At 65.0% G+C, this 25879-nt stretch carries 26 protein-coding genes and 1 pseudogene; 17 read left to right on the forward strand and 10 right to left on the reverse strand.

Annotated elements, in window-relative coordinates:
• Positions 1-52: 52 nt before the first annotated feature.
• Together ACM6UT_RS19260 and ACM6UT_RS19265 are read left to right on the forward strand one after the other, a co-directional pair.
• Positions 53-751 (forward strand): Crp/Fnr family transcriptional regulator, encoded by a 699-nt coding sequence (locus ACM6UT_RS19260; RefSeq protein WP_416798964.1) that lies wholly within the window; start codon positions 53-55, stop codon positions 749-751.
• Between the two features lie 144 nt (positions 752-895).
• Positions 896-1333: a pseudoazurin gene (locus tag ACM6UT_RS19265; protein WP_416798965.1), complete on the forward strand. Its 438-nt coding sequence runs from the start codon at positions 896-898 to the stop codon at positions 1331-1333.
• 136 nt (positions 1334-1469) lie between these two features.
• Here ACM6UT_RS19265 and ACM6UT_RS19270 read toward each other — a convergent pair whose 3' ends face one another.
• The gene (locus tag ACM6UT_RS19270) at positions 1470-1967 is read right to left on the reverse strand and encodes a DUF2165 family protein (protein WP_416798966.1); all 498 of its coding nucleotides are present in this window, start codon (positions 1965-1967) and stop codon (positions 1470-1472) included.
• Between the two features lie 133 nt (positions 1968-2100).
• Positions 2101-2655, reverse strand: a complete 555-nt coding sequence (locus ACM6UT_RS19275) for a TetR family transcriptional regulator (protein ID WP_416798967.1) — start codon at positions 2653-2655, stop codon at positions 2101-2103.
• A gap of 45 nt (positions 2656-2700) precedes the next feature.
• Between ACM6UT_RS19275 and ACM6UT_RS19280 the strand changes: the two genes are divergently transcribed.
• The gene (locus ACM6UT_RS19280) at positions 2701-3237 is read left to right on the forward strand and encodes a dihydrofolate reductase family protein (RefSeq protein ID WP_416798968.1); all 537 of its coding nucleotides are present in this window, start codon (positions 2701-2703) and stop codon (positions 3235-3237) included.
• A gap of 78 nt (positions 3238-3315) precedes the next feature.
• Here ACM6UT_RS19280 and cysN read toward each other — a convergent pair whose 3' ends face one another.
• From cysN to ACM6UT_RS19295, 3 genes are all read right to left on the reverse strand, one after another.
• The gene (gene cysN, locus ACM6UT_RS19285; RefSeq protein WP_416798969.1) at positions 3316-4797 is read right to left on the reverse strand and encodes a sulfate adenylyltransferase subunit CysN; all 1482 of its coding nucleotides are present in this window, start codon (positions 4795-4797) and stop codon (positions 3316-3318) included.
• 1 nt (position 4798) lies between these two features.
• Positions 4799-5755: a sulfate adenylyltransferase subunit CysD gene (cysD, locus tag ACM6UT_RS19290; RefSeq protein WP_416798970.1), complete on the reverse strand. Its 957-nt coding sequence runs from the start codon at positions 5753-5755 to the stop codon at positions 4799-4801.
• A gap of 209 nt (positions 5756-5964) precedes the next feature.
• Complete coding sequence (locus ACM6UT_RS19295; RefSeq protein WP_416798971.1) at positions 5965-6705, reverse strand: phosphoadenylyl-sulfate reductase; 741 nt, start codon at positions 6703-6705, stop codon at positions 5965-5967.
• A 289-nt stretch (positions 6706-6994) separates the two neighbouring features.
• On the opposite strand from ACM6UT_RS19295, the gene ACM6UT_RS19300 reads away from it, so the two are divergent.
• From ACM6UT_RS19300 to ACM6UT_RS19320, 5 genes are all read left to right on the forward strand, one after another.
• A complete protein-coding gene (locus tag ACM6UT_RS19300) occupies positions 6995-7429 on the forward strand; it encodes an RrF2 family transcriptional regulator (RefSeq protein ID WP_416798992.1) in 435 nt (144 codons plus the stop codon).
• Between the two features lie 270 nt (positions 7430-7699).
• Positions 7700-8722 carry a sulfate ABC transporter substrate-binding protein gene (locus tag ACM6UT_RS19305; protein ID WP_416798972.1) on the forward strand — a complete coding sequence of 341 codons (1023 nt, stop codon included), beginning with the start codon at positions 7700-7702 and terminating at the stop codon, positions 8720-8722.
• Positions 8723-8832: 110 nt separating this feature from the next.
• Positions 8833-9669: a sulfate ABC transporter permease subunit CysT gene (gene cysT / locus ACM6UT_RS19310; protein ID WP_416798973.1), complete on the forward strand. Its 837-nt coding sequence runs from the start codon at positions 8833-8835 to the stop codon at positions 9667-9669.
• Positions 9659-10531: a sulfate ABC transporter permease subunit CysW gene (gene cysW / locus ACM6UT_RS19315; RefSeq protein WP_416798974.1), complete on the forward strand. Its 873-nt coding sequence runs from the start codon at positions 9659-9661 to the stop codon at positions 10529-10531. Before cysT ends, cysW begins: the two co-directional genes overlap by 11 nt.
• Before the next feature lie 13 nt (positions 10532-10544).
• Entirely contained in the window at positions 10545-11579 is a 1035-nt protein-coding gene (locus ACM6UT_RS19320; protein WP_416798975.1) for a sulfate/molybdate ABC transporter ATP-binding protein, read from the forward strand.
• Between the two features lie 18 nt (positions 11580-11597).
• Here ACM6UT_RS19320 and ACM6UT_RS19325 read toward each other — a convergent pair whose 3' ends face one another.
• Positions 11598-11831 carry a hypothetical protein gene (locus ACM6UT_RS19325; protein WP_416798976.1) on the reverse strand — a complete coding sequence of 78 codons (234 nt, stop codon included), beginning with the start codon at positions 11829-11831 and terminating at the stop codon, positions 11598-11600.
• A gap of 146 nt (positions 11832-11977) precedes the next feature.
• On the opposite strand from ACM6UT_RS19325, the gene ACM6UT_RS19330 reads away from it, so the two are divergent.
• A complete protein-coding gene (locus tag ACM6UT_RS19330) occupies positions 11978-13057 on the forward strand; it encodes an endonuclease/exonuclease/phosphatase family protein (protein ID WP_416798977.1) in 1080 nt (359 codons plus the stop codon).
• Positions 13058-13091: 34 nt separating this feature from the next.
• Here the strand turns inward: ACM6UT_RS19330 and betA are convergent, their stop codons facing one another.
• Positions 13092-14744 (reverse strand): choline dehydrogenase, encoded by a 1653-nt coding sequence (gene betA, locus ACM6UT_RS19335; protein ID WP_416798978.1) that lies wholly within the window; start codon positions 14742-14744, stop codon positions 13092-13094.
• A 130-nt stretch (positions 14745-14874) separates the two neighbouring features.
• Here betA and ACM6UT_RS19340 point away from each other — a divergent pair, with 130 nt between their 5' ends.
• The 3 genes from ACM6UT_RS19340 (at position 14875) to ACM6UT_RS19350 (ending at position 16129) form a co-directional block, all read left to right on the forward strand.
• Complete coding sequence (locus tag ACM6UT_RS19340) at positions 14875-15243, forward strand: hypothetical protein (protein WP_416798979.1); 369 nt, start codon at positions 14875-14877, stop codon at positions 15241-15243.
• Between the two features lie 110 nt (positions 15244-15353).
• Entirely contained in the window at positions 15354-15683 is a 330-nt protein-coding gene (locus tag ACM6UT_RS19345) for a hypothetical protein (RefSeq protein WP_416798980.1), read from the forward strand.
• Positions 15684-15817: 134 nt separating this feature from the next.
• Positions 15818-16129 carry a hypothetical protein gene (locus ACM6UT_RS19350; protein WP_416798981.1) on the forward strand — a complete coding sequence of 104 codons (312 nt, stop codon included), beginning with the start codon at positions 15818-15820 and terminating at the stop codon, positions 16127-16129.
• Positions 16130-16153: 24 nt separating this feature from the next.
• On the opposite strand, the gene betB is transcribed toward ACM6UT_RS19350, so the two are convergent.
• The 3 genes and pseudogenes from betB to betI all read right to left on the reverse strand — a co-directional run bounded on the left by betB (position 16154) and on the right by betI (position 18534).
• On the reverse strand, positions 16154-17617 hold the full coding sequence (betB, locus tag ACM6UT_RS19355) for a betaine-aldehyde dehydrogenase (RefSeq protein WP_416798982.1): 1464 nt from the start codon (positions 17615-17617) through the stop codon (positions 16154-16156).
• 103 nt (positions 17618-17720) lie between these two features.
• Positions 17721-17873, reverse strand: a pseudogene (locus ACM6UT_RS19360) (transcriptional regulator BetI); the annotation flags it as partial.
• 28 nt (positions 17874-17901) lie between these two features.
• Positions 17902-18534: a transcriptional regulator BetI gene (gene betI, locus ACM6UT_RS19365; protein ID WP_416798983.1), complete on the reverse strand. Its 633-nt coding sequence runs from the start codon at positions 18532-18534 to the stop codon at positions 17902-17904.
• 208 nt (positions 18535-18742) lie between these two features.
• Here betI and ACM6UT_RS19370 point away from each other — a divergent pair, with 208 nt between their 5' ends.
• The 5 genes from ACM6UT_RS19370 (at position 18743) to ACM6UT_RS19390 (ending at position 25726) form a co-directional block, all read left to right on the forward strand.
• Complete coding sequence (locus ACM6UT_RS19370; RefSeq protein ID WP_416798984.1) at positions 18743-19291, forward strand: HdeD family acid-resistance protein; 549 nt, start codon at positions 18743-18745, stop codon at positions 19289-19291.
• Positions 19292-19398: 107 nt separating this feature from the next.
• Positions 19399-21207 carry an EAL domain-containing protein gene (locus tag ACM6UT_RS19375; protein WP_416798985.1) on the forward strand — a complete coding sequence of 603 codons (1809 nt, stop codon included), beginning with the start codon at positions 19399-19401 and terminating at the stop codon, positions 21205-21207.
• Between the two features lie 110 nt (positions 21208-21317).
• A complete protein-coding gene (locus ACM6UT_RS19380; protein ID WP_416798986.1) occupies positions 21318-22319 on the forward strand; it encodes an NAD(P)H-quinone oxidoreductase in 1002 nt (333 codons plus the stop codon).
• Positions 22320-22450: 131 nt separating this feature from the next.
• Positions 22451-24376, forward strand: a complete 1926-nt coding sequence (locus ACM6UT_RS19385) for an O-linked N-acetylglucosamine transferase, SPINDLY family protein (protein ID WP_416798987.1) — start codon at positions 22451-22453, stop codon at positions 24374-24376.
• Between the two features lie 342 nt (positions 24377-24718).
• On the forward strand, positions 24719-25726 hold the full coding sequence (locus ACM6UT_RS19390) for an asparaginase (RefSeq protein ID WP_416798988.1): 1008 nt from the start codon (positions 24719-24721) through the stop codon (positions 25724-25726).
• Positions 25727-25879 lie beyond the last annotated feature (153 nt).

Consider the following 25879-nt stretch of genomic DNA (forward strand, 5'->3'; position numbering starts at 1 on the left):
CTTTCTCGATGCGGGTATAACGGTCGAAAGTCGTCCACCGTTCGAGGATACCGTGGCTGCCATAGACCGGACACTCGTCAGGTCGCTTTCGCTCTTCGAGAAGATGGGTGATGGGGACCTGGACAAGCTTCTCGCCTTCGCCAACTCCCGCCGCGTCCCGCAAGGAGAGTCGGTGTTCGAGCAGGGCGATGCTGCGACCCATTTCTATCTGCTGCTGCACGGAAGGCTCAAGGTGATGCAGGTCACCCCGGACGGCCAGCAGATCATCGTCAGGGTGGTCCATCCCGGCGATCTCTTCGGCTTCGCCAAGGCGCTCAGGCGGAGCGACTATCCGGGCACCGCGATCGCCGCCGCGGAATCGATCGTGCTCGCCTGGGCGACCGAACTCTGGCCGGTTTTCGTGGAACAGAATCCCGGGCTGGCGGTCAGTGCCATGCAGACGATCGGCGAAAGGCTCGAGGAAGCGCACACCCGCCTGCGGGAAATGTCGACCGAGGAGGTCGAGCGCCGGGTCGCCCACACGGTGTTGCGGCTCACGAAGCGGGCCGGAAAGCCGGAGGGCGCCGGCATCCGCATCGACTTCCAGATCTCCCGCCAGGACATCGCCGAGATGACGGGAACGACGCTGCACACGGTGTCCCGCATCCTGAGCGGCTGGGAGTCCCGCGGCCTCGTCGAGGGTGGCCGCCAGCGCCTCGTGGTACTCGATCCGCAGAAACTGGCGCAGCTCGCGGAAGGCCGCGACAAATAGCGCAGGCCCCTTTTTCCTTATGCCGTAAAAGATTCATCCCGAATGAATCTAATTTGCGTTATGTCAAAGATGGAGGTGCGCCTCCGGCCTAAGGAGAGGGCAACGGCACCCACCGCCGGATGTCCTGACAACAAGGAGAATGACATGCATTCCGTTACCAAGTATCTCATCGGCGCCGCCCTGCTGACCGCCTTCGGCACCCCCGCTCTCGCCGCCGATTTCGAGGTCCACATGCTCAACAAGGGCAAGGACGGTGTCATGGTGTTCGAACCCGCGCTGACCAAGGTCGCGCCCGGAGACACCGTCACCTTCATCCCCACCGACAAAGGCCACAATGCCGAGACGGTCAAGGACATGATCCCGGCTGGTGCCGAGGCGTTCAAGGGCAAGATCAACGAGACGGTCAAGGCCACCTTCACCGTGCCGGGCGCCTACGTGATCAAGTGCAACCCGCATTTCAGCATGGGCATGGTCGCCGTGGTCGTCGTGGGTGACGCCCCGGCCAATGTCGACCAGATCAAGAGCGTCAAGGCGCCGAAGAAGGCCCAGGAAAAGATCGAGAAGGAACTCGCTCAGCTCTGAGGCGAGCAGCGCGCCCCAACGCCCCCGGGGCTGCGCAGAGGAGGAGAAAGCCCGCGAACCCCGCGGGCTTTTTCCGTTTTGGCAGCGGGCTTTATTCCCGTCCCGCCCGAGCCGGCGCGTTGTCGATCCGGCCCCATCACGGGGTCGGGATGTTGATGACGAGGCCGGCGGCGAGGCCGAGGCCGATCAGCGCGAAATGGGTGATCTGCGCGCCCTCCTGCCGGATGTAATAGGCAAACCACGCGCCGCCGACGAGCATGATGAGGCCCATCGCCACGAAGCCCGCAAGCGCGAGGTTGGCGTATCCGACGGCGGCCGTCGCATCCGCATAGCCGAGGAATGCCGCGAGCGAGGCGAGGGCGGCGTAGACGAGCAAGAGCGCGACGACGAACTCCACGGTGACGACGAAGCCGTAGACCAGCCGGTGCCAGCCTTCGGAGGTGACGCGGCGGGAGAGGAGCGGCGTGCTGATCGCCGGGGCCTGGTCGAAGAGTTGCATCGCCATCATTGAGCCGACGGAAAAGACGCCGCCCCGGAAGGCGGTCAGGTTGTTGACGACGACGACCGAGAGCCAGAGGGCGAGCCCGGAGAGAAGCACAGTCTTGAGGAGAAGGAGTGAGGCGAGCTGGGTCATGAGGGCTTTCCCTATGTTTCAGGAGTTATGCCCCCATGACGAGCGAGCCCTGCCGTTTGTGACCTCGCCGGACAAAAAATCTCTTGAAATCCCGCCGCGATCGATCAGCGCGTGACCGCAGGTCGCCGCGGCGTCAGAGCCGCTCGAGCCACTCGGTCAGCATCCGCCGGATGGCGTGTTCCGCGGGCTCCGTGCGCGTGAAAGCCCACCAGGTATGGGCGCCCTGCCACACGGCGGCCATCTGCCAGCCCAGTCGCCGGCCCTTCTCCCGATCTTCGGAGAGGCGACGGCCGAGCGCTTCGGCAACCGCATGACCCCAGGCAGCGCCGCGGGCGCGGAGTTTGGGATTGCGGATGTCTTCCCTGAGCAGCAGGAGCCCGTCGGTCGCGTCGCGCTCGGCCGATTCTGGAGGCATCAGACGCATGAGGAAATCCACGGCACCCTGCGGTGTCACCGCTTCCTCGGCATCCGCGGCCGCCGTTTCGGCGTCGAGCCTGTCCCAGGCGCGCAGCAGGATCGCTTCGACCAGCCGTTCCCGGTTGCCGTAGCGTTGCACGAGAGAGGCGGGGGAGAGCCCGCATGCCGCTGCACTCTTCGCGAAGGTCAGCCCGTCGGGGCCGGTTTCGGCGATCACCTCGAAGAGACGGTCGAGCACGTGCTCGTCGGGAATGGACTTGTGTCTGGCCATGGTTATTTATAAATGTACGTTCGTTTATAAATCAAGAGGGCAGATATGGCCAGAATCCTCGGATACATCGCGACCAGTCTCGACGGCATGATCGTCTCGGGAGACGACAGCCTCGACTGGCTCTACAAGTATGACGGCATGGACCTCGGGGAACACGATTACACGCTCTTCCTGAAGCGCATCCGCACCGTCGTCATGGGGCGGAAGACCTATGACTTCCTCGCCAGCGAACCTTCGCCCTGGCCCTATTCCGAGCAACGGGTGATCGTCGTCACCTCGCGGCCGATCGACGATCCGAAAGGGCCGCTCACCGTCCGCAGCGACGTCGACGAGCTCATCGCGGAACTCCGTGCACTGGACGACGGCGATGTCTGGATGCTCGGCGGGGGGCAGCTCCAGATGTCGTTCATCGAGCGTGGCGCCCTGGACGAGATCGAGATCTATGTGATGCCGGAACTGATCGGCGGCGGCCAGCCGCTTTTCCCGCTCACCGGTTTTCGCGCGAGCCTGGAGCTTGTCAGTGCGAAGGCGATGGACCGCGGTTGCGTCCGGCTGCATTACCGGATGCCGCGGGCCGCGTAGCCGTCACAACCACTTGCCGAAAAAAAAAGCCCGCCCGGTGAGGGGCGGGTAGGAGGAACGCGCACGTTCGGGGAGAGATCAGCCGTCGATGCCGTCGATCAGATCGCGGGCAGCGGCGGTCGTCAGCCGGCGGCTTTCGACCTCGTCGCGGCGGCTTGCGAGAAGCTCGGTCGCCATCAGCTGGTCGGCGAGATCCGCCGGCAGCGACAGGATCACGCGGGCCTCGCCGGCATTGAGGCCGGAGAGATCGGCACGCTTCGCCGTGATCATGCCGCCGGCCACCGTGTTGTTGGTGTCGGGATCGATCAGGATGAAGGCGCCGGTCGCGCGGTTCTGCTCGTAGGGGTCGAACATCGCCATCTCGTCGAAGGCGAGGTGTACCTTGCCGATGGCGTTCATCGACAGGCTTTCGGCCGGCTTCCACTTGCCGCTGTGGAGGTCGAGCTGGCTCACCGGCTGCACCTGCACGCGCTGGCGGCGCGAACCCGATTTCAGCCAGTAGCGCTTGCCCGGCTGGATGCCTTCCGGCTGCAGCGCAACGAGCTGGGCGTCGAAGGCGAGCCCGGTCTGCGGCTGTGCGTCGACCGAGACGATCAGGTCGCCGCGCGAGACGTCGACCTGGCGGTCGAGCACGAGCGTGATCGCATCGCCCGAGACCGCGGCATTGCGCACGAGGTCGAAGGTGACGATCTGCTTGACATTGGCGACCTGGCCGGACGGCAGGATCGCGACGCTGTCGCCGGGCTTCACCGAACCGCCGGCAACCGTGCCCTGATAGCCGCGGAAGCTTTCGCCGGGACGGCAGACGCGCTGCACCGGAAGGCGAAAGCCGGTCGTCTGGTTGGAGCGCTGCGTTGCCAGCTCGAGCGTCTCGATCAGCGTCGGGCCGTCATACCAGGGCATCACTGCCTGGCCGGAATAGACGACGTTCTCGCCTTTGAGCGCCGACATCGGGATCGCCGTCACCTGACGCACGCCGAGCGAGAGCGCCAGCGCCTTGAAGTCGTGGGCGATCTGCTCGAACCCGGCCTTGTCGTAGTTGGTGAGGTCGATCTTGTTGACCGCCAGGACGAACTGCCTGATGCCCATCAGCGAGGCGATGGTGGCGTGCCGGCGGGTCTGTTCGAGGAGGCCGGCGCGGGCGTCGACCAGCAGGATGGCGAGGTCGGCGGTCGAGGCGCCGGTCGCCATGTTGCGGGTATACTGTTCGTGGCCGGGGGTGTCGGCGACGATGAATGAGCGCTTCTCCGAGGAAAAATAGCGATAGGCGACGTCGATGGTGATCCCCTGTTCGCGCTCGGCCTGCAGGCCGTCGAGAAGCAGCGCGAAGTCGGGCAGGCCGAGGTCGTTCTGCTTGCCGCTGTCGCGGTGGAGTGTCGCCGCCTGGTCTTCCTTGACCGCCTTGGTGTCCCATAGCAGCCGGCCGATCAGCGTCGACTTGCCGTCGTCGACCGAGCCGCAGGTGATGAGGCGCAGCGGACGCGAATCGCGCCGGACGGCCCCTGGATGGATCTCGGGAAGGGCGGAGGCGGTGGCGGTTGCGATGGCGCTTGCGGTCATCTCAGAAATATCCTTCGCGTTTCTTCTTTTCCATCGATCCCGACTGGTCGCGGTCGATGGCCCGGCCCTGGCGCTCGGACACGGTTGCGATTTCAAGCTCGGCGATCACGTCTTCCAGCGTGGTCGCGTGGCTGCGGATGGCGCCCGTCAGCGGGAAGCAGCCGAGCGTGCGGAAACGGATCATGCCCTCCTGGCGGACTTCGCCGGGCAGCAGTTCGAGGCGCGGGTCCTCAGCGAGGATCATCATGCCGTCGCGCTCCACGAAGGGGCGCTTCTTGGCGAAGTAGAGCGGCACGAGCGGGATGTTTTCCGCCTGGATGTAGCGCCAGATGTCGACCTCGGTCCAGTTGGAGAGCGGGAAGGCGCGCACGCTCTCGCCGCGGCGGATCATGCCGTTATAAAGGTTCCAGAGCTCGGGCCGCTGGTTGCGCGGGTCCCAGCGATGATCCGGCGTGCGGAAGGAATAGATGCGCTCCTTGGCGCGGGAGGCTTCCTCATCGCGCCGCGCGCCGCCGAAGGCCGCGTCGAACTTGCCGGCGTCGAGCGCCTGGCGCAGCGCCTCGGTCTTCATGATGTCGGTATAGAGCGCCGAGCCGTGGCTGAAGGGCGTGATGCCTTCGGCCGCACCACGCGGATTGATGTGCTCGATCAGGTCGAGATCGTAGCGCTCCACCATCTCGTCGCGGAAGGCGATCATTTCCGCGAACTTCCAGCCGGTATTGACGTGCAGCAGCGGGAAGGGCACGCGGCCGGGATAGAAGGCCTTGCGGGCAAGATGCAGCAGGACGGAGGAATCCTTGCCGATCGAATAGAGCATGACCGGCTTTTCGAACTCCGCCGCGACCTCGCGGAAGATATGGATCGCCTCGTTCTCCAGCGCCTTCAGGTGCGGATCGAGCGGCGGCTTGGTGACGGGGTCCTTCGAATGCGGATCGAACTCGGATGTGTGTACGTGCATCTCTCTATCTGCCTTTGTCACCATCAGCGATGGCATTTCGTGGCACCCCCTCTGCCTGCCGGCATCTCCCCCACAAGGGGGGAGAGCGCTCACTACGTCCGTCTCGCCCATGCCGGCGGGAGGATGTGGCGGCATCTGGCGCTCTGCTCTCCCCCCTTGTGGGGGAGATGTCGCGAAGCGACAGAGGGGGTAAAGTCTCGGGTCTTGCTTCAGGCCGGCACCGAAGACGAAGCCGCTTCCGGCACATGCAGCCCGCATTCGCGCTTCTCGTCGTTTTCCCACCACCAGCGGCCGGCGCGTTCGCTCTCGCCGGGCTTGATCGCCCGGGTGCAAGGCTCGCAGCCGATCGAGGGATAGCCGCGCGCATGCAGCGGATTGACCGGCACCGCCTCGGCCTCGACGAAGGCGTTGATCTCTTCGATCGACCAGTCGGCGAGGGGGTTGACCTTGATGAGGTTGCGCTCGGCGTCGTATTCAGCAAACGGTGTCGTCGCACGATTGCCGGACTGGCCGCGGCGAAGCCCGGTCACCCAGACGGCGGCCCCTTCGAGCGCACGGGCGAGCGGCTTCAGCTTGCGGACGTGACAGCAGGCGTGGCGTGCCTCGACGCTCTCGTAAAATCCGTTGAGGCCGTATTTCTCCGCATAGGCGTCTACATCGGCCTGTTCGGGATGGAAGCGCCTGATCTCGATGCCGAAGCGCTCTTCCGTCTCGGCGATCAGCGCCACCGTCTCGGGAAAGAGCCGGCCGGTCTCGAGCGTCGAAACCTCGATCGGCAGACGCTCGGTGCCGATCACGGCGGTGATCACCTGGTCCTCGATGCCGAGGCTCGTCGTGAAGACGGCGCGGCTGCCCAGCTGCCCGACGAGCGCAAGCCGCCCGGCGAGGTCGAGGGCGGCGAGTTCCTGGTCGAGGCTGCGGGCTTGGTCTTCCTGATGGCGGGTCGTCATCTCGCAATCCTGCTGTTCTTATTGCCGGCAGTATCTCAGGAAATCACCGGCGCTGACAGAAACACGCGTTTCGAATGACGCGCAGGCGGGAGTAAATATCTCTCTGCACGGCGCGATCCGCAGAAAAGCCGCCGCTCGGCGGCATCATCGCTCCGTTCGCCCGGTCTGACAAATCTTGATGGCGAAATTGTATTTTGCGGCGTTGTGGTTTAGTGACCGCGAGGACCGTGACGCCGGAGATTCCGGAACGACGATGCGGCCGGATGCGGATGACGGGAAGCGGCACGCGATGATCTCGCAAAGGGCGAAATATGCGCTGAGGGCGCTGTCTGTTTTGGCGCGCGCGCCGGCCGGCGAGCCCGTGCAGATCTCCGACATCGCCGAGCAGCAGGCGATCCCGAAAAAGTTTCTCGAACAGATCCTGCTCGAGCTGAAGCGCAGCGGCATCGTCGTCAGCCGTCGCGGCAAACAGGGCGGCTACCTGCTGCTGAAGCCGGCCGCCGAAGTCACCTACGGCGAAGTCCTGCGGCTGATCGACGGACCGATCGCGCCGCTGCCATGCCTGTCGATCACCGCCTACCGCAAATGCGAGGACTGCAACGGCGAGGCCGACTGCGAGATCCGCCGGGTCTTCGCGCATGTGGCGGACGCCACCCGCCGCATCCTGTTCGAGGCCACGCTCGCCGACGGCGTGAGCATCGAGGAGACGGCCGAAGCCGTCTGACGCCGGCGGACGGCACTGCTCCGTCGCCACCCGTGAATTTCCCCTTGATTCCCGTCATTGCGTTCGGCCGAACGCCGGTGGCATTCTTTAACCATTCTGCAGAAAGCGCTTCCGGCGGACGGTTTGTCACCCGCAGGCAGCTTTCGGCAGTGCGGCTTTTGCGTCGGAAATGCCGCGTGGGAAAGACTTTTGCGTCTGTCTGCGGTCATGTTGACTAAGTCGACCGGGTAGGTAGTGTTAACGCACAACGACAAGAAAGGGACGGCTGTAATGACGACATTCCTGAAACATCTGAGCGGTTTTCTGATCGGCCTGTCGCTGACCACGGGCATGATCGGCCCGGCCTTCGCCGACACGAAGCTGCTGAATGTCTCCTATGATCCGACGCGTGAGTTCTACAAGGAGTACAACGCCGCCTTCGCCAAGCACTGGAAGGCAGAGACCGGCGAGGACGTCACCGTCCAGCAGTCGCACGGCGGATCGGGCAAGCAGGCCCGCGCGGTGATCGACGGTCTCGACGCCGATGTCGTGACGCTGGCGCTCGAAAGCGACATCGACGCGATTGCCAAGAACACCGGCAAGATCCCGGCCGACTGGCGCAGCCGCCTGCCGAACAATTCCGCGCCCTATACCTCGACGATCGTCTTCCTCGTCCGCAAGGGCAATCCGAAGGGCATTCACGACTGGGGCGACCTGGTGAAGGGCGACGTCCAGATCGTCACCCCGAACCCGAAGACCTCGGGCGGCGCCCGCTGGAACTATCTCGCCGCCTGGGCCTGGGCCCACAAGGAATTCGGTGGCGACGAGGCGAAGATCAAGGAATATGTCGCCGAGATCTTCCACCGCACGCCCGTCCTCGATACCGGCGCTCGCGGTTCGACCGTCACCTTTGCCCAGCGCGAGATCGGTGACGTGCTGATTGCCTGGGAAAACGAGGCCTATCTCGCCGGCAAGGAATTCGGTGACGACGCCTTCGACATCGTCGTGCCGAAGCTCTCGATCCTCGCCGAGCCCCCGGTCACCGTCATCGACGGCAATGTCGACGCCAAGGGCACCCGCAAGCAGGCCGAGGCCTATCTCGAATACCTCTACTCGCCGGAGGGCCAGACGCTCGCCGCCAAGCACTTCTACCGCCCGTCGAAGCCGGAACTCGTGCCCGCCGACCAGCCGACCTTGCCGAAGCTCGATCTCGTCACGATCGACGACCCGATCTTCGGTGGCTGGGCCAAGGCGCAGCCCGCTCACTTCGGTGACGGCGGTATCTTCGACCAGATCTACAAGCCCGCCAGATAACCGGCGATCCTCCCCCCTCGGCAAGCCCCGGCCTGCAAAAGGCCGGGGCTTGCCGACGGATGATTTGAAGGCATGATAGAAGACGCGACGGGGCGATGGCGGGAACATTCATGAAGAACTGGCGACAGCCGAGCATTCTGCCGGGATTCGGCCTGACGCTCGGCTATACGATCTTTTACCTGACGGCGATCATCCTGATCCCGCTCGCCGCGCTCGTCTGGCGCTCGGCCTCGCTCGGCTGGGACGAATTCGTCGCCATCGCCCTCGACGAGCGCACGCTGCAGGCGCTGAAGGTGAGCTTCGGCTGCTCGCTCATCGCCGCGTCGATCAACGCCGTCTTCGGTGTCGTCACCGCCTGGGTGCTGGTGCGCTACGAATTTCCCGGCCGCCGCCTGCTCGATGCGATCATCGACCTGCCCTTCGCTCTGCCGACGGCGGTCGCCGGCATCTCGCTCGCCGCGCTCTATGCGCCGAAGGGCTGGATCGGTTCGCTGTTTGCGCCGCTCGGCATCAAGATCGCCTTCACGCCGCTCGGCATCGTCGTGGCGCTCGTCTTCGTCGGCCTGCCTTTCGTCGTGCGCACCGTCCAGCCGGTCATGCAGGAGATCGACCGCGAGGTCGAGGAGGTCGCCGCGACCCTCGGTGCGAACCGATTCCAGACGGTCTCACGCGTCATTCTGCCCGGTCTCGTGCCGGCGATCCTCACCGGTTTCGCACTCGCCTTCGCACGCGCTGTCGGCGAATACGGCTCTGTCATTTTCATCGCCGGCAACATCCCCTATGTTTCGGAAATCGCGCCGCTCCTGATCGTCATCCGGCTGGAGGAGTTCAACTATGCCGGCGCCACCTCGATCGCCTGCATCATGCTGATCATCTCCTTCGTCATGCTGCTGCTGATCAATCTTCTGCAGATGTGGAGCCGCCGGAGGTACACCAATGTCCGCTGAAGCCGCAGAAGCCCGCACTTCCTTCCACGAGGCGGCCAGCGAGACCGCCGGCTGGCGCTTCACCCTGACGCTGATCGCCGTCGCCTTCATGGCGCTCGTCGTCCTGCTGCCGCTCGTCCTCGTCTTCGTCGAGGCCTTCCGCAAGGGCACGTCCGAGTTCATCGCAGCGCTTGCCGAGCCCGACGCGCTCTCGGCGATCCAGCTGACGCTCACCGTCGCGGCGATCGCCGTGCCGCTCAACCTCGTCTTCGGCATTGCCGCCGCCTGGGCGATCGCCAAGTTCGAATTCCGCGGCAAGGCCTTCCTGACCACGCTGATCGACCTGCCGTTCTCGATCTCGCCGGTCATCTCCGGCCTCGTCTACGTGCTTCTCTTCGGTTCCCAGAGCCTCATGGGACCCTGGCTCAAAAGCCACGGCGTCGAGATCATCTTCGCCGTACCGGGCATCGTGCTCGCCACCGTCTTCGTCACCTTCCCGTTCATCGCGCGCGAACTGATCCCGCTGATGGAACAGCAGGGCGCCGGCGACGAGGAGGCGGCGATCTCGCTCGGCGCCACCGGCTGGCAGACCTTCCGCTATGTGACGCTCCCGAACATCAAGTGGGGCCTGCTCTACGGCGTGCTCCTCTGCAATGCCCGCGCGATGGGCGAGTTCGGCGCCGTCTCGGTCGTCTCCGGCCACGTCCGCGGACTGACCGAGACCATGCCGCTCCACATCGAGGTCCTCTACAACGAATACAATTTTGTCGCGGCCTTCGCCGTCTCGACGCTTCTCGCCCTGCTCGCCCTCGTCACGCTCGCGCTCAAGACCATTCTGGAGCTGCACTACGGCGAGGAGATCGCAGCCAGCCGCAAACATTGAAAGGCCCCAGTGCATGGAAGTCACCATCACCAATATCCGCAAGGAATTCGGTCAGTTTCCGGCGCTGCACGACGTTTCGCTTTCCGTCGGCGCCGGCGAGCTGATCGCACTCCTCGGCCCCTCCGGCTCCGGCAAGACGACGCTCCTGCGCCTGATCGCCGGGCTCGAACAGCCGACCGCGGGCCGGATCTTCTTCGGCGACGAGGATGCTTCGCTGAAGAGCGTGCAGGAGCGCCATATCGGCTTCGTCTTCCAGCACTACGCGCTTTTCCGCCACATGACGGTCGCCGAAAACGTCGCCTTCGGGCTCAAGGTGCGTCCGGGCGCCACCCGCCCGCCGGCGGCCGAAATCCGCCGTCGCGTCTCCGACCTCCTCGACATGGTGCATCTGAGCGGGCTGGAAAAGCGTTATCCCGCCCAGCTTTCCGGCGGCCAGCGCCAGCGCGTGGCGCTCGCCCGCGCCATGGCGATCGAGCCGACCGTCCTGCTTCTCGACGAGCCCTTTGGCGCGCTCGACGCCAAGGTGCGCAAGGAGCTGCGCCGCTGGCTGAAGGAGTTCCACGACCGCACCGGCCACACCACCTTCTTCGTGACCCACGACCAGGAGGAGGCGCTCGAACTCGCCGACCGCGTGGTGGTGATGAGCCAGGGGACGATCGAGCAGGTCGGCACCGCCGACGACGTCTATGACCGCCCGAACAGCCCCTTCGTCTTCTCCTTCATCGGCGATTCCTCCAGCCTGCCGGTCTCGGTGAGGGATGGCGCCGTGCTCTTCGAGGGCAAGCGGATCGGCATCAGTGACGACGGGCCGGACGGCGACGGCAGCATCTTCTTCCGCCCGCAGGACGTCGAGGTCGCCGAGGACGGCGACGCACTCCGGGGGCGGGTCATCGCCAGCCGGCGTCTCGCCGGCACCCGCATTGCCGAGGTCGATATCTCCACCGACGGCACGGGCCACCACATCGAGATCGAGGTGCCGCTGGAGGCCCAGGTCGTGGTGGGCGGCGAGATCCGCTTCCGCCTGCAGCACTGGAAGCTGTTTCGCTGACGGCCGGCGGGAAGGGCCTCACACCAGCAAGATCATGCCGGACGAAACCGCCGTATCCTTGAAGCAGGCGAGCAGCGACCTGCGGTCGAGGCCGTCCTTCGCCGAGGCCACGAGCGCCGGCACCCGCTCTGCCCAGGCAATGCGCGCGGCATGGCCGGCGCTTTCCGGCTTCACCCGCACCTGGATCGCGATCACCACCAGATAGGAGAAGGCGGCGAGGCCGCGGCGGGCTGCTTCCGTGAAGAGGCACAAGCACGTTCGTCGCGGCGCGGATCTCTGCCTCCGCGACGCTTTGCCGATGCAACAACTACTACCGGAATCTTGGGGTTATATTTCCGCTTTGGTTGTGCTCTGGTAGGCGCGCAGGGGTATTTGTGACAAGGTAGGGGAAGAGCACCATGGTTGTCGTCAGTACGTTCAATGTCGAAAATCTGTTCTCGCGTCCGAAGGTTCTCAATATGGCGGACCACGCCAAGGCGGCGGAGATACTGAGACGCGTCAACCGGTTTTCCGAACTGCTCGACATGCGCAACTATCGTCCGTATGCCGACGAAATCCGAACACTCTACCTCGAACTCAAGGATTACGTGACGATCAACATCCGCTCCTCGCGGGTCGGCAACAACATCCTGACGGCCGACGGCAAGCTGATCGCCAAGGGGCGGGAGGACTGGGACGGCTTCGTCGACCTCGAACGCGAGCGCTTCAGCGAGGAGCAGATCCGGTTCACCGGCAAGGTCATCAAGGAGGTCGAGCCGGACATCCAGTGCTTCGTCGAGGTCGAGAGCGCCGGCACGCTGGCGCGGTTCAACACCGACATCCTGAACTCGTGGTTCAAGGACAAGATCGTCGTCGACGGCAACGATCCGCGCGGCATCGACGTGGCGCTTGCAAGCCGCGCCCTCTATCCGATCAGGACGGCCAAGACCAACGTCTTCGCGCGGGATTCCGAATGGATCATCTTCTCCCGCGACTGCCTCGAAGTGGAGATCGACATCGACGGGCGGTCGCTCTTCGTCCTGGTCAACCATTTCAAGGCCAAGGACGCGACGCCGGCGGTCTCGGACCGCAAGCGCATGCGCCAGGCGAAGGAGGTCGCGCAGATCCTCAAGACCCGCTACGACCTCTCGAAGGACCTCGTGCTGGTCGCCGGCGACTTCAACGACGAGCCCGACAGCGGTCCGCTGGAGCCGCTTCTCGCCGCCCCGGAACTCACCAACGTCCTCGACGTTCTCGACTGGCCTCAGGACGATCGCTGGACCTACTATTACGGCAAGAAGCACGAGCGCAACGCGATCGACTACATCCTCGTCTCCGACGCGCTGAAGCCGCTGGTGAAGCGGGCGGGCCTCGAGCGCCGCGGCATCGCCGGGCTCGATGAGATCACCGGCGGCGCCGAGAGCTCCTTTCCCGGCATCACCAGCTGGAAGCTCGCCGCCTCCGATCATGCCGCACTCTGGGTCGAACTCGACCTTTGAGACCCGGAGCGCCTCGCGGGCGCTCCGCGACCGGTCAGCGGTCGCTCGTTTCCCAGCGCGGATTGATCCACGGCTCTTGGTTCGACCGCGGCAGCGGCTGCTTGCCGAGAATGTGGTCGGACGCCTTCTCGCCGGTCATGATCGAGGGACCGTTGAGGTTGCCGTAGGTAATGTCCGGGAAGATCGAGCTATCGGCGACGCGCAGGCCCTCGACGCCGATCACCCGGCATTCGGAGTCGACGACCGACATCGGATCGTCCTTCGATCCCATCTTGTTCGTGCCGCACGGATGGTAGGCGCTTTCCAGATGCTCGCGCAGGAAGGCGTCGATCTGATCGTCCGTCTGCACGTGCGCACCCGGCTGGATTTCCGGACCGCGATAGTCGTCGAACGCCTTCTGCCCGAAGATTTCGCGGGTCAACCGCACGCAGTGGCGGAACTTCACCCAGTCTTCCTCGGTGCTCATGTAGTTGAAGCGGATCACCGGATCGTCCATCGGATCGGGCGAGCGGAGCGTCACCGCGCCGCGCGACTTCGAGTGGTTGTATCCGACATGCACCTGGAAGCCGTGGCTGTTCGCCGCCGCCTTGCCATCATAGGAAATGGCGACGGGGAGGAAGTGGAACTGGATGTCCGGCTGCTTCACGCCCGGTGCCGAGCGCACGAAGGCGCAGCTCTCGAACTGGTTCGAGGCGCCGAGCCCGGTGCCGGAAAAGAGCCATTGCGCGCCCGCAACCCCCTGCCAGAACCAGGGCAGCCAGGAATAGAGCGTGACCGGCTTCGTCGAGACCTGCTGGAAATAGAACTCCATGTGGTCCATCAGGTTGGCGCCGACGCCGGGACGGTCGGCGACGACCTCGATCCCCATTTCCTTCAGATGCGTCGCCGGGCCGATGCCGGAGAGCATCAGCAGCTTCGGCGAGTTGAAGGCGGAGGCCGAGACGATCACCTCGCGGTTGGCGCGCACCACCTCGATCTTGCCGGCGCGCTCGATCTCGACGCCGACCGCGCGGCCGTTCTCGATGACCACCCTTCGGGCGAAGCAGCGCACCAGCTCGACGTTCGGCCGCTTCAGCGCAGGTTTGAGATAGGCATTGGCGGCGGACCAGCGGCGTGACTTCCAGATGGTCTGCTCCATCAGGCCGAAGCCTTCCTGCTTCTCGCCGTTATAGTCGTCCGTCACCTCGAAGCCCGCCTGCCGGCCCGCCTCGACGAAGGCCTTGAACAGCGGGTTCTTCACCGGTCCGCGCTGCACGTGCAGCGGTCCGTCGGTGCCGCGCCAGCCCTCCTGGCCGCCGTGCGAATGCTCCATGCGCTTGAAGTAGGGCAGGACGTCCGCATAGCCCCAGCCCTTGGCGCCGGACTCTTCCCAGCGGGTGAAGTCTTCCGCCGATCCGCGCACATAGACCATGCCGTTGATCGAGGACGAGCCGCCGATCACCTTGCCGCGCGGCGCGGTGATGCGCCGGTTGTTGAGGTTCGGTTCGGGCTCGGAGAGATAACCCCAGTTGTAGCGCTTCATGCTCATCGGCCAGGCGAGCGCCGCCGGCATCTGGATGAACGGCCCGGCATCCGACCCGCCGTATTCTAGCACCAGCACGGTGTGCTTGCCGTCCTCCGACAGGCGGTAGGCGAGCGCCGAGCCGGCCGAACCGGAGCCGATGATGATGTAATCTGCGTTTTGCATGGTGTTGGCCCGCTCAAGCTCTTTTAAGCATGGTTGAAGTTTGTGTTGTCAATTCGCACGTATCGGTTGATTTCGCTTCCAGCAACGCGTTCTCTCGCCGTGAGACGACAATGACCGATGGGCAAATTGCATGGCCACGAATGGCTTTCACGAGAGGATGGTGCGAAAGTTGAGCGTGGTCGAGCATGCCCGGCTGGCTGGCGAGGAAAAGCGCAGGCGGAATGCTGCGCCGGCCAGAAGCACGTTTGTGCATGACTTCTGGAACGAGTTCTCGCGAGAGATACGCCGGGGATTCGGCAAGAGCCTTCGCGCCGCCGCGGTGATCTGTGCATTCGTTCTGCTTGGTGTGCTGGCTGGCCGCGTGTCCGGCTTGCTTTTCTTCATCTGGCTGGCTGTCGCCTGCCGTCTCTTGGTCTATATGGCCGGCAAAATCCTGCACACCTACTATGTGGTGACCGCTGCCTTGGTGACTTTCGTCACTTGGAAGGGCACACGGTGACGCAACAATCATCAGACTGTCGCTCGATTGTCTGAAGGCGGCGCTGTCTGTCATGAGGTGAGACCGAGAGTTGCTTGGTGAGACTCGAGATGGAGGTTGGAAAGGGACGGATGGCCAAAAAGAGCTTCACCAGCAAGCTCACCAATCGCTTGCTGAGTATCAAGGCCGCCGAGAGCGAGGCGTCGCGACGTCGAGAGCAGGCAGCCGACGGCCTGAGCATCTACCGTGACCGCCGCGATGTGCGCTTGCCATTCTATCGGATGCGCATCAATCAGAAGCGCAAGCTCTATATTGCCTTCGGCTTGCTTTGGGCCATCGTTGTCCATGACGTGTTTGGAATCAATCTGACCTTCTGCGCGATTGCCTTTGGAGCCTGCGGCTTCCTCCTTTTTGAATGGAGGCGTCGGCAGCGAGAAAAATGGGAGCGGCATTTCGACTGAGCCGTAGCCGATGATGAAGTCTGCGTTTTGCATCAGACGCTGACTCCTCGGAAGGGCGTCAGGGCAGAGGCGGACGGAGTTGACCTGGTAGGGTTTGACGATCTACGATTCCAAGATGGGTTGGAGTGCCGACAATGGGTGAACAGAAGTCTCGTGAAGCCAGATCGCCACAGCGCGACAAAACTCTCTCTTTGGAGCGCGATTGCCGGGACGCCTACGGCGAGAACAACAAGTCGCGCCGCAAGAATATTCCACTCTTCAAGGCGCAGTCGAACCGGCGGGCACGTCATGCCGCCAAGGTCGCGATTGAGACGGTGGATGATGACCAGCCGGATGCGCTGGACGCCCGCCTGGCGAACGCAGACAAGAAGGCTTCTCATCCGTTCAAGACAAAGCATCCTGATCGTCCCCTCGGAGAATGTCTCGAACGGCGCAAGCCTCGCTGATCGGTTGGCGCGTCTTCTCGTACCTCAATACGGCGCCTCGCATTTACCCATGCCGACGTAGACGGTCTTGAGCTCGGAATAATGCTCAAGCGCTGCGGCCGAGTTCTCGCGGCCGAAGCCGGATTGCTTGGATCCGCCGAACGGGATCTCGACCGGGCAGAGATTGTAGGTGTTGATCCACAGCGTCCCGGCTTCGAGTTCGTCGACCACCCGGTGGGCACGCGAGATGTCGGCGGTGAAGACGCCGCCGGCGAGGCCGAATTCGCTGGCATTGGCCCGCGCGATCACATCCGCCTCGTCGTCGAAATCGAGCACGCACATGACAGGCCCGAAGATCTCTTCGCGGGCGATCGCCATCTCGTCGGTGACGTCGGCGAACACGGTCGGCTGAACGAAATAACCTTCGCCGGAGACGTTGTTCGGAATGCCGCCGCCGGTGACGAGGGTCGCGCCCTCGGCCTTGCCCTTGGCGATGTAGCCGAGAACCTTCTCGCGCTGCGCCCAGGAAACGAGCGGCCCCATCTGCGTCGCCTCGTCCTGCGGATCGCCGATCGCGATCGCCTCGGTGCGTTCCTTGAGCCGGGCGAGGAACTTGGCCTTGATTGCCCTGTGCACGAAGACGCGGGTGCCGTTCGAGCAGACCTGGCCGGTCGAATAGAAGTTGGCGAGCATGGCGCCGGAGATCGCGCTTTCCACGTCGGCGTCGTCGAAGATGATCAGCGGCGACTTGCCGCCGAGTTCCATGGTGACGTGTTTCAGCTGCGAGGCAGCCGCCCCCGCCACCTTGCGGCCGGTCGGAACCGAGCCGGTCAGCGACACCTTGGCGACGTCCGGATGCGAAACGAGCAGCGGACCGGTGTCGCGGTCACCCTGGATGACGTTGTAGACGCCCTTGGGCAGGCCCGCCTCGATCAGGATTTCGGCGATCTTCAAGGCGCCTAGCGGGGTCACTTCCGACGGCTTGAACACCATGGCATTGCCGGCGGCGAGCGCCGGGGCCCCCTTCCAGCAGGCGATCTGCTGGGGATAGTTCCAGGCGCCGATGCCGACGACCACACCGAGCGGCACCCGCTTGGTATAGGCCCAGTCGGAGCCGAGGGGGATCTGGCTGCCGTTCAGCGCGGTTGCGGCGATGCCGCCGAAGAACTCGAAGCTGTCGGCACCCGAGGTCGGGTCGGCGACGATCGTTTCCTGGATCGGCTTGCCGGTGTCGAGCGTTTCGAGCTCGGAGAGCTCGCGGTTCCGCTCCCGCATGATCTCGGCGGCCTTCTTCAAGACGCGCCCGCGTGCCGTCGGGCTCCACGACGCCCATTCCTTCTGCGCGCGCTTGGCTGAGGCGATTGCCTTTTCGACGATCGCCGGCGTCGCCGCGTGCAGCCTTGCGATCACCTCGCCGGTCGCCGGATAGATGCTCTCGATGACGGTGCCGTCGGTATCCTCGACGTATTCCCCGTCGATGAAGTGGGAGGCTTGCGGTTGGGCTTTCATGTCCTGTCTCCTGACGGGGTGGTGACTTGCACCTCCCCCTTGAGGGGGGAGGTCGCCGCAAAGCGGCGGGTGGGGGTGATCGTCAATCTCGTCGTCGCGGCGCTCATCGCTCACCCCACCCCGGACCTGCGGTCCGACCCTCCTCCTCGAGGGGAGGCCGGGAAGCGAGCTGCCCCGCCACATAGTCCTCGACGAGCGCGACGGACGCTTCGATCGAAAGGGGGGCGGCTTTCAGAGATTGCCGGATGTAGAGCCCNTGATCGTCAATCTCGTCGTCGCGGCGCTCATCGCTCACCCCACCCCGGACCTGCGGTCCGACCCTCCTCCTCGAGGGGAGGCCGGGAAGCGAGCTGCCCCGCCACATAGTCCTCGACGAGCGCGACGGACGCTTCGATCGAAAGGGGGGCGGCTTTCAGAGATTGCCGGATGTAGAGCCCGTCGATCATCGCCGCCGCGCCGTCGGCGATGCGGCTTGCGTCATCGGCAGGGCAGAGCGGCAGAAGGCCCGACATCAGGTTGGAGTGGAGCCGCCGTGCGTAGAGCGCAAGCAGTCGCCGCACCTCTTCCGAACGCTGCGCCTCGGAATAGAAGGCGAGCCAGGCGGCGACCGTCTCGGGGGCGAACTGGTCGGCGTGGAAGCTGACCCGGATCACCGCCGAGACCCGCTCGCGCGGCGTTTGCGCGCGCCGGAGTGCCTCGGCCGCATCGCGATGGAGCGCCTGCAGGAGGTTGCGGATCGTCGCGATCAGCAGCTGGTCCTTGCTGCCGAAATAGTGGTGCGCGAGCGCCGGCGACACGCCGGCCTCGCGGGCGATCTCCGACATGGTCACGGCAAGCGATCCATGGTGGCCGATCGCCCGGAGCGCCGCGTCGACGAGTGCCTTGCGGCGCACCGGCTCCATTCCGACCTTGGGCATTGTTCTCTCCAGAATTTCGGCGACTTTATTTTTGATTGACTGATCAATCAATAAAAATCTCGTCGCCGGGAGGAGCGGCCACCGGAGCCGGGGGAGGGCGGCACGCCGCGCCCGTCCTGCCGGTTGTACGCAGCCCGGTCCCGCAACTCTTTCAATGACTTTGCCCGCGCCCGGTGTTATCGTCCCTACGACAAAGGAGGGTGCTGCCATGATTGAAGATCTCGGGCCTGTCCGTTTCTCCGCCTTGCGCGACAAGTGGGGCTGGCTTCTCGCCCTCGGCGTGATCACGCTGATCCTCGGAGCCCTCGCGCTCGCCAACCTCTTCCTCGCGACCGTCGTCTCGGTCTACTACATCGGCGCGCTGATGCTGTTGGGCGGCGTCATGCATCTCATCCACGCCTTCCAGGTGAAGGGCTGGGAGGCCGTGCTCTTCTGGGCGCTGAGCGGCGTTCTCTATACGCTCGCCGGCATCATGACCTTCCAGAACCCGCTTCTGGCATCCGCCGTGCTCACCCTGCTGATCGGCCTGGCACTGATCGCTGCGGGCATCTTCCGCCTCTGGGCGGGGCTCAAGCTCAAGGGCACGAGTGGCTGGGGCTGGCTCGCCTTCAGCGGTGCGGTGACCATCCTCGCCGGCTTTGCCATCGCCATGGGCTGGCCGGTGAACAGCCTCTGGGTGCTCGGCCTCTTCCTCGCCGTTGACCTTCTGATGCAGGGCTGGTCGATGATCGCGCTGGCGCTGGCGATCCGCGCCTGACCGCCATTAAAGTTTCATCCAATTGTCATCTTCGGGAAAGGGTTTCTTGACGAATTTCCCCGAGCCTTCCGGCCAAAAGAACAAGGCTTTGCTCGGAGAAATCTCACATGAACGCCAGCGCTGCCGCGGAAGCGGGGAATGTGCGCCGTTTCGCCAGTGACCAGCTGCTGACGCTTGCCAAGCTGGTGGTCGAGAATGCGCTGCAGCCGATCGTGGAGATCGGCACCGGGGAGGTCTTCGGCTATGAGAGCCTGATGCGCGGCCATGAGCGCCTCGGCTTCAACTCGCCGCTCGAAATGCTCGACCAGGCGGAAAGCGCGGGCGATCTCCTCGCCTTCGAGCAGATGGTCGCAAGCCGGGCGCTGGCAAAGTTCTCGGCGGTGCCGAATTTCGCCGGCCACACGCTTTTCCTCAATCTCGACGTCCGGCTGATCCCGCACGGCGACCAGTTGCTCGATACGCTGCTGGAGCACCTGCGCAAGGCCAGCATCCCGCCGTCCTCCGTCTGCTTCGAGCTTTCCGAACGCTTCGACAATACCAGCGTCCCGCAATTCGCCGAACTCGTGGCGCGCATGCGCCGCTCCGGCTTCAAGCTTGCGATCGACGACTTCGGCGTCGGCCACGGCGAGATGAAGCTCCTCTGCGATTTCCCGATCGACTACGTGAAGATCGACCGCCATTTCATTGCCGGCCTCGACGAGAACCCGCGCAAGCGCCACCTCGTCCGCAACATCGTCAGCTTCTCCCACGTGCTCGGTGTACGGGTGATTGCCGAAGGCATCGAGACGGAGGGCGAGTTCCTCGCCTGCCGTGAATTCGGCGTCGACCTCGTCCAGGGCTGGTACATCGCCCGGCCGTCCACCCTGCTTGCCGAGCTCAAGCCTTCCTTCCACCACCTGCAGGATGTCGGCAAGAGCCGCCGCAGCAGCCAGTCGCTCGACGAAATCCTCATCCGCCGGCAGATCGAGCTTCTGCCGACCGTCTACGAACACGAGGGCATCGACAGCGTCTTCGATCTCTTCCGGCGCAATCCGCAGCAGTCCTTCTTTCCGGTGCTGAACGCCAACAACGAGCCGCGCGGCATCATCTGCGAGGCGCCGCTCAAGGAGTTCATCTACCGGCCCTTCGGCCGCGACCTCCTGAAGAACAAGGTCTACGAGCGTTCCGTCGCCAATTTCGTCGAGCGTGCGCCGGTGGTCGGCCTCGACGCCGACGCCGAGCGGCTGATGTCGACCTTCGCCAACATGGAAGGCTCGGACTGCGTCATCCTCACCGAGAACATGCGCTATGCCGGCGTCGTCTCGGCCGCCTCGCTGATCCGCGTCATCAACGAGAAGCAGCTACAGATCGCCCAGGACCAGAACCCGCTGACCGGGCTTCCCGGCAACCGCGCGATCCGCGACTTCATGCAGGATGCCGCCCGCGACGGCGACGACGTCCGCCACCTCTGCTACTGCGACTTCGACAACTTCAAGCCCTTCAACGATCACTACGGCTTCCATCTCGGCGACCATGCGATCACGCTGTTTGCCGCGCTGCTGCGCCGCTACTTCTTCTCCGAAGGCGATTTCCTCGGCCATGTCGGCGGCGACGATTTCTTCATCGGCGTCCGCGACTGGACGCGCGAGGAGCTGACCGAAATCCTCGACCGGCTGCTCTCAGATTTTCATGTCGATGTCGCCGAACTCTATTCGGCGGAGGACCGGGCGGCCGGCATGGTCCGCGGCCACGACCGGCAGGGCAGGGAGCGCGACTTCCCGCTGATGCGCTGCTCGATCGGCGTGCTCGAACTGCCGGCGGACCTCGTCATCGAGGATATCCAGCGCGTCAGCGCCGAGATCGCCGGTATCAAGAAGCGGGCCAAGGAGAGCGAAAGCGGCCTTGCCGTCGAGGTTTTCGGCGGTCACGGCGGCTGATGCACGTCGTTCGTGTGCGGCTTGTCGCCTCCCGCGGCAATGAGCCTCCTTTTCACCACAGGCGTGCTACTCTATGCCATCTCTGATAAGAGCAAAGAGGAGTTGCCGCCATGACGCTGCCCGCATCGATGTGTTTTGTCGATCTGCCCTCCTATGGCCCGCCGGAGGTAATGGTGCTGGGTTCCTCGGCGCTGCCGAGCCTCGGGCCGGGCGAGATACTGGTCCGTGTCGAGGCGGCCGGCGTCAACCGGCCTGACGTCGCCCAGCGGCAGGGCATCTATCCGCCGCCGAAGGGTGCAAGCCCCGTGCTCGGGCTGGAGATCGCCGGCGAGGTGGTGGCGCTCGGCCACGGCGTCAAGGAGTACGAGATCGGCGACAAGGTCTGCGCGCTCGCCAATGGCGGCGGCTATGCCGAATATTGCGCCGTGCCCGCCGGACAGGCGCTGCCCTGGCCCACGGGCTTCGACGCGGTGCAGGCCGCCGCACTTCCCGAAACCTTCTTCACCGTCTGGGCGAACCTCTTCCAGATGGCCGGCCTCACCGAAGGCGAGACGGTGCTCATCCACGGCGGCACCAGCGGTATCGGCACGACGGCGATCCAGCTCGCCAAGGCCTTCGGCGCCGAGGTCTTCGCGACCGCCGGATCGGTGGAAAAGTGCGAGGCCTGCGTGCGGCTCGGCGCGAGGCGCGCCATCAACTACCGCGAGGAGGATTTCGTCGAGGTGATCCGCACCGAGACCGGCAAGCGCGGCGTGGACACGATCCTCGACATGATCGGGGCGCGCTACTTCGAGAAGAACCTCGCTTGCCTCGCCAAGGACGGCTGCCTGTCGATCATCGCCTTCCTCGGCGGCTCCACGGTCGAAAGGCTCGACCTCACCCCGATCATGGTGAAACGCCTGACGATCACCGGCTCGACCATGCGCCCGCGCACGGCCGAGGAGAAGCGCGGCATCCGCGACGAGCTCGTCGCCGAGGTCTGGCCACTGCTCGAGGCCGGCACCGTCGCCCCGGTGATCCACAGCGTGCTGCCGTTCGCCGACGTAATCGAGGCGCACCGGCTGATGGAATCGAGCCGGCACATCGGCAAGATCATCCTCAAGCTCCCCTGATCCGGTCCGAAATCGGTCGTCTTCCGACATGGCTGCAACGATGCCGTTGCAGACGAGTGCTTGACGCCTTCGCGCAGGCGGGGGAGTGTCGGGCATGACACCGGGAGCCATGGCACAGGGAGCGGTGACGCATGACGGAGGCATTCTCACAGGCGGTTCGCGAGTTCGAGGCGGGGCGGCTCCGCTCGGCCCTTGCGAAGGCCGGTGAGGCGCTCGCCGCATCGGACGGGCGGGACGGGTCGCTGCTTCGCCTGATAGGCGACATCCGCCTGAAGATGGGCGAGCGCGTCGAGGCGGCCGACGCCTACGTCCGGGCGGCGGAGGTGTCGGACGCTCCGACCGCGGCGGAATGCCTGAAACGTGCAGTCACAATCTATGCCGCAGAAGGCGCGACGGACAGCATCCTTCCGGTCGGCACACGCGCGGTCGGCCTCAATCCGGAGGACCGCGAGCTCGCCTTCGCGGTGGCGAGCGCCTTCTTCAGCCGCGGCCGGCTGCAGGAGATGGAGCCGCTGCTCGACCGCCTCGATCGCCGGATCGACCGCCATCTCGCCCTCGTCATCAACCATCACCGGCTGACAGGCCGCTTCGAGGAACTCTGCTATGAACTCGATGAGGGCCTGAAGGCGAGCCCGTGGGACTGGTTCCTCAACACCTCCCGCTTCGCCGTCGCCCGGGAGGTGCTCGATTTCGCCGTCATGGCCCGGCACGAGGCGCTGATGAAGGAGCCGGACGCCCCGTTTTCGGCCGGTCTGCTTGCCCGCGAACTGGCGCTCAGCCGGCTGATCTGGAGCGAGGACGAGGCGCTCAATGCACGTCCCTCGCTGGAGACGGCGGGCTATGCCGTGACGCGCCCCTCCGCCGGACACGGCAGGCGTCGGCCCTTTTCCCCGCCCGGTGAAAAGATCCGCATCGGCTATCTCTCCAACGATTTCTACTGTCATCCGATGATGACGCTCTTCCTGCAGACGATGGCCTCGCACGATCCGGAGCGTTTCGATCTTCGCCTCTTCTCCTATACCGAACCCCATGTCGCCGCGAAGCAGGGGGAGTGGCCGGAGCACCTGCGCCGGGCGGTGATCCCTGTCGGCGAGCTCAGCGACGCCGCGGCTGCCGAACGCATCGACGCCGAGCGGATCGACATCCTCGTCGACCTCAAGGGGCACACGATGGGTGCCCGCCTCGGCATCGTCAATCTCTGCCGCGCCCCGGTGAAGGCGACCTATCTCGGCTATCCGGGCAGCGTCACCGGCGTCGATCTCGACTACGCGATCACCGATCCGGTGGTGACACCGGACACGAGCAAGCCCTTCTACGGCGAAAAGCTTTGCCGCCTGCCGGAGACCTACCAGGCGAACGACTGGCGGGCGCGGCCGCTGCCGGTCTTCATGGAGCGGGAGGATGCCGGCCTGCCCGAGGACGCCTTCGTCTTCGGCGCCTTCAACGCGCCCTACAAGATCACTGCGCGCACGCTCTCCCTCTGGGCCGAGGTGCTGCGGGCGGTGCCGGATTCGGTTCTCTGGGTTCTTTGTCCGCTGCCGCTGGCAAGACGCAACCTGCTCGCCGCGCTGGAGGCGCAGGGCGTTGCGCGTCAGCGCGTCTTCTTCGCCGAGCGCAAGCCGGGTGCCGCCCATATCGACCGCCTGCCGCTTGCCGATCTCGGGCTCGACACGCTTCCCTTCAACGGCGGTGCGACGATCGCCGACCTGCTCTGGGCCGGGCTGCCGCTCGTCACCGTCCGCGGGCGGTCCTTCGCCGCGCGGACGTCGGCGAGCCTCCTTCTCGCCGCCGGCCTGCCGGAACTCGTCGCCGAAGACGACCGCGCCTTCGTCGATACCGCAGTCACGCTCGCCCGCGATCCCTATGCCCTGGCCGGCTTTCGCCAGCGCCTCGATGCCGGGCGTTTCGTGCGTCCGCTCTTCGACGGCGAGCGCTTCACCCGCCATCTCGAACGCGGCTACGAGATGATGGCGGCGCGGGCGAGGGTGGGGCTCTCGCCCGACCATATCGACGTCCCCGCCGATCCGCCGCGCGCCGCACCGTTCCACCGTCCGTGAGGGCGGAGCGTCTATTTTAGCATCTGTGCTTGTAACGCCGCGGTTCCGCTCCTATCTTCAGTCCAACGTCAACGTAACGAAGGGAGGTGATCCGATGTCTAGTGAGATTTCGGTTTGCGTGAAGGGCTTGGTCAAGGCGTCGGTCACGACGGGGCAGCCCTCGGCCTGATCCGAGCTTTGATCGGAGCGGCGATACGCCGATCCGGGTCCTTCTCCGGACCAAACTCATGGAAGGACCGCCTCGTGCGGTCCTTTTTTGTTCGGGGCGTCAGTCTCTCCCGGTGCATCACGGAGGCGGATAGTCTATCAACGACGGCAGTCGAAACAGGATCGAGATCTGCCATGTCGAACCCCGTCACCGTCGAAGTCACCCGCGGAAACATCGTCGAAAGCCGCCATCGCGGCATCGCCGTCGTGGTCGATGGCGATGGCGGCGTGATCACCGCGGTGGGCGATATCGAGGCGCCGACCTTCCCCCGTTCGGCCTGCAAGGCGATGCAGGCGCTGCCGCTCGTCGAGAGCGGCGCGGCCGACGCCTATGGTTTCGGCAATCGCGAACTGGCGCTCGCCTGCTCCTCCCATTCCGGCGAGGATGCCCATGTCGAGACGGCGGCCGCCATGCTCGCCAAGGCCGGGCGCAGCGTCGAGACGCTCGAATGCGGCGCCCACTGGTCCTTCGACCAGGCGACCCTCATCCATCAGGCCCGCACGCTGGAGAGGCCGACCGCGCTTCACAACAACTGTTCCGGCAAGCATTCGGGCTTCGTCTGCGCCTCGTGCCACATGGGTTTCGATCCGAAGGGCTATGTCGGCTACGACCATCCGCTGCAGGCGGAAATCCGCGCCGTCATGGCGGACCTGACCGGCGCGCCGCTCGGCCGCGACAATTGCGGCACCGACGGCTGCTCGATCCCGACCTATGCCGTGCCGCTCGTCTCGCTCGCCCACGGTTTTTCGAAGATGGCGACGGGCAGGGGCCTCGGCGCCGCCCGCGCCGCAGCCTCGCGCCGGCTGATCGAGGCGTGCATGGCCGAGCCCTTCTATGTCGCCGGCACCAAGCGCTTCTGCACGAAGCTGATGGAAGTCGCGCCGGGCCGGATCTTCGCCAAGACCGGGGCGGAGGGCGTGTTCTGCGCGCTGATCCCGGAGACGGGCGTCTCGATCGCCGTCAAGTGCGAGGACGGAACGAGCCGCGCCGCCGAGGCGATGGTCGCGGCCCTGCTCGCCCGCCAGTTCGACAAGGATAGCGCGGAAGAGGCAGCCCTGATTGGCATGGCGAACCATTCCATGCGCAACTGGAACGGCCTGCATGTCGGCGACGTGCGGGTGACGGACGCGCTGTTTGCGTGAGGCTCGAGCACCTCACTCCGTCATCCCGGCCTTGAGCCGGGAACCAGCGGGCGAGCGTCCGCGAGCCGAAGAGACTCTTTCCTTGCCGTTGCGCCCAAAGAGTCTCCGCGCGCGATGGACATCGCGCGGCTGGCAACTGTATTGCGGTAGGAA

It is taken from the genome of Ciceribacter azotifigens (assembly GCF_048159625.1).
Classification (GTDB): Bacteria; Pseudomonadota; Alphaproteobacteria; order Rhizobiales; family Rhizobiaceae; genus Allorhizobium; species Allorhizobium azotifigens.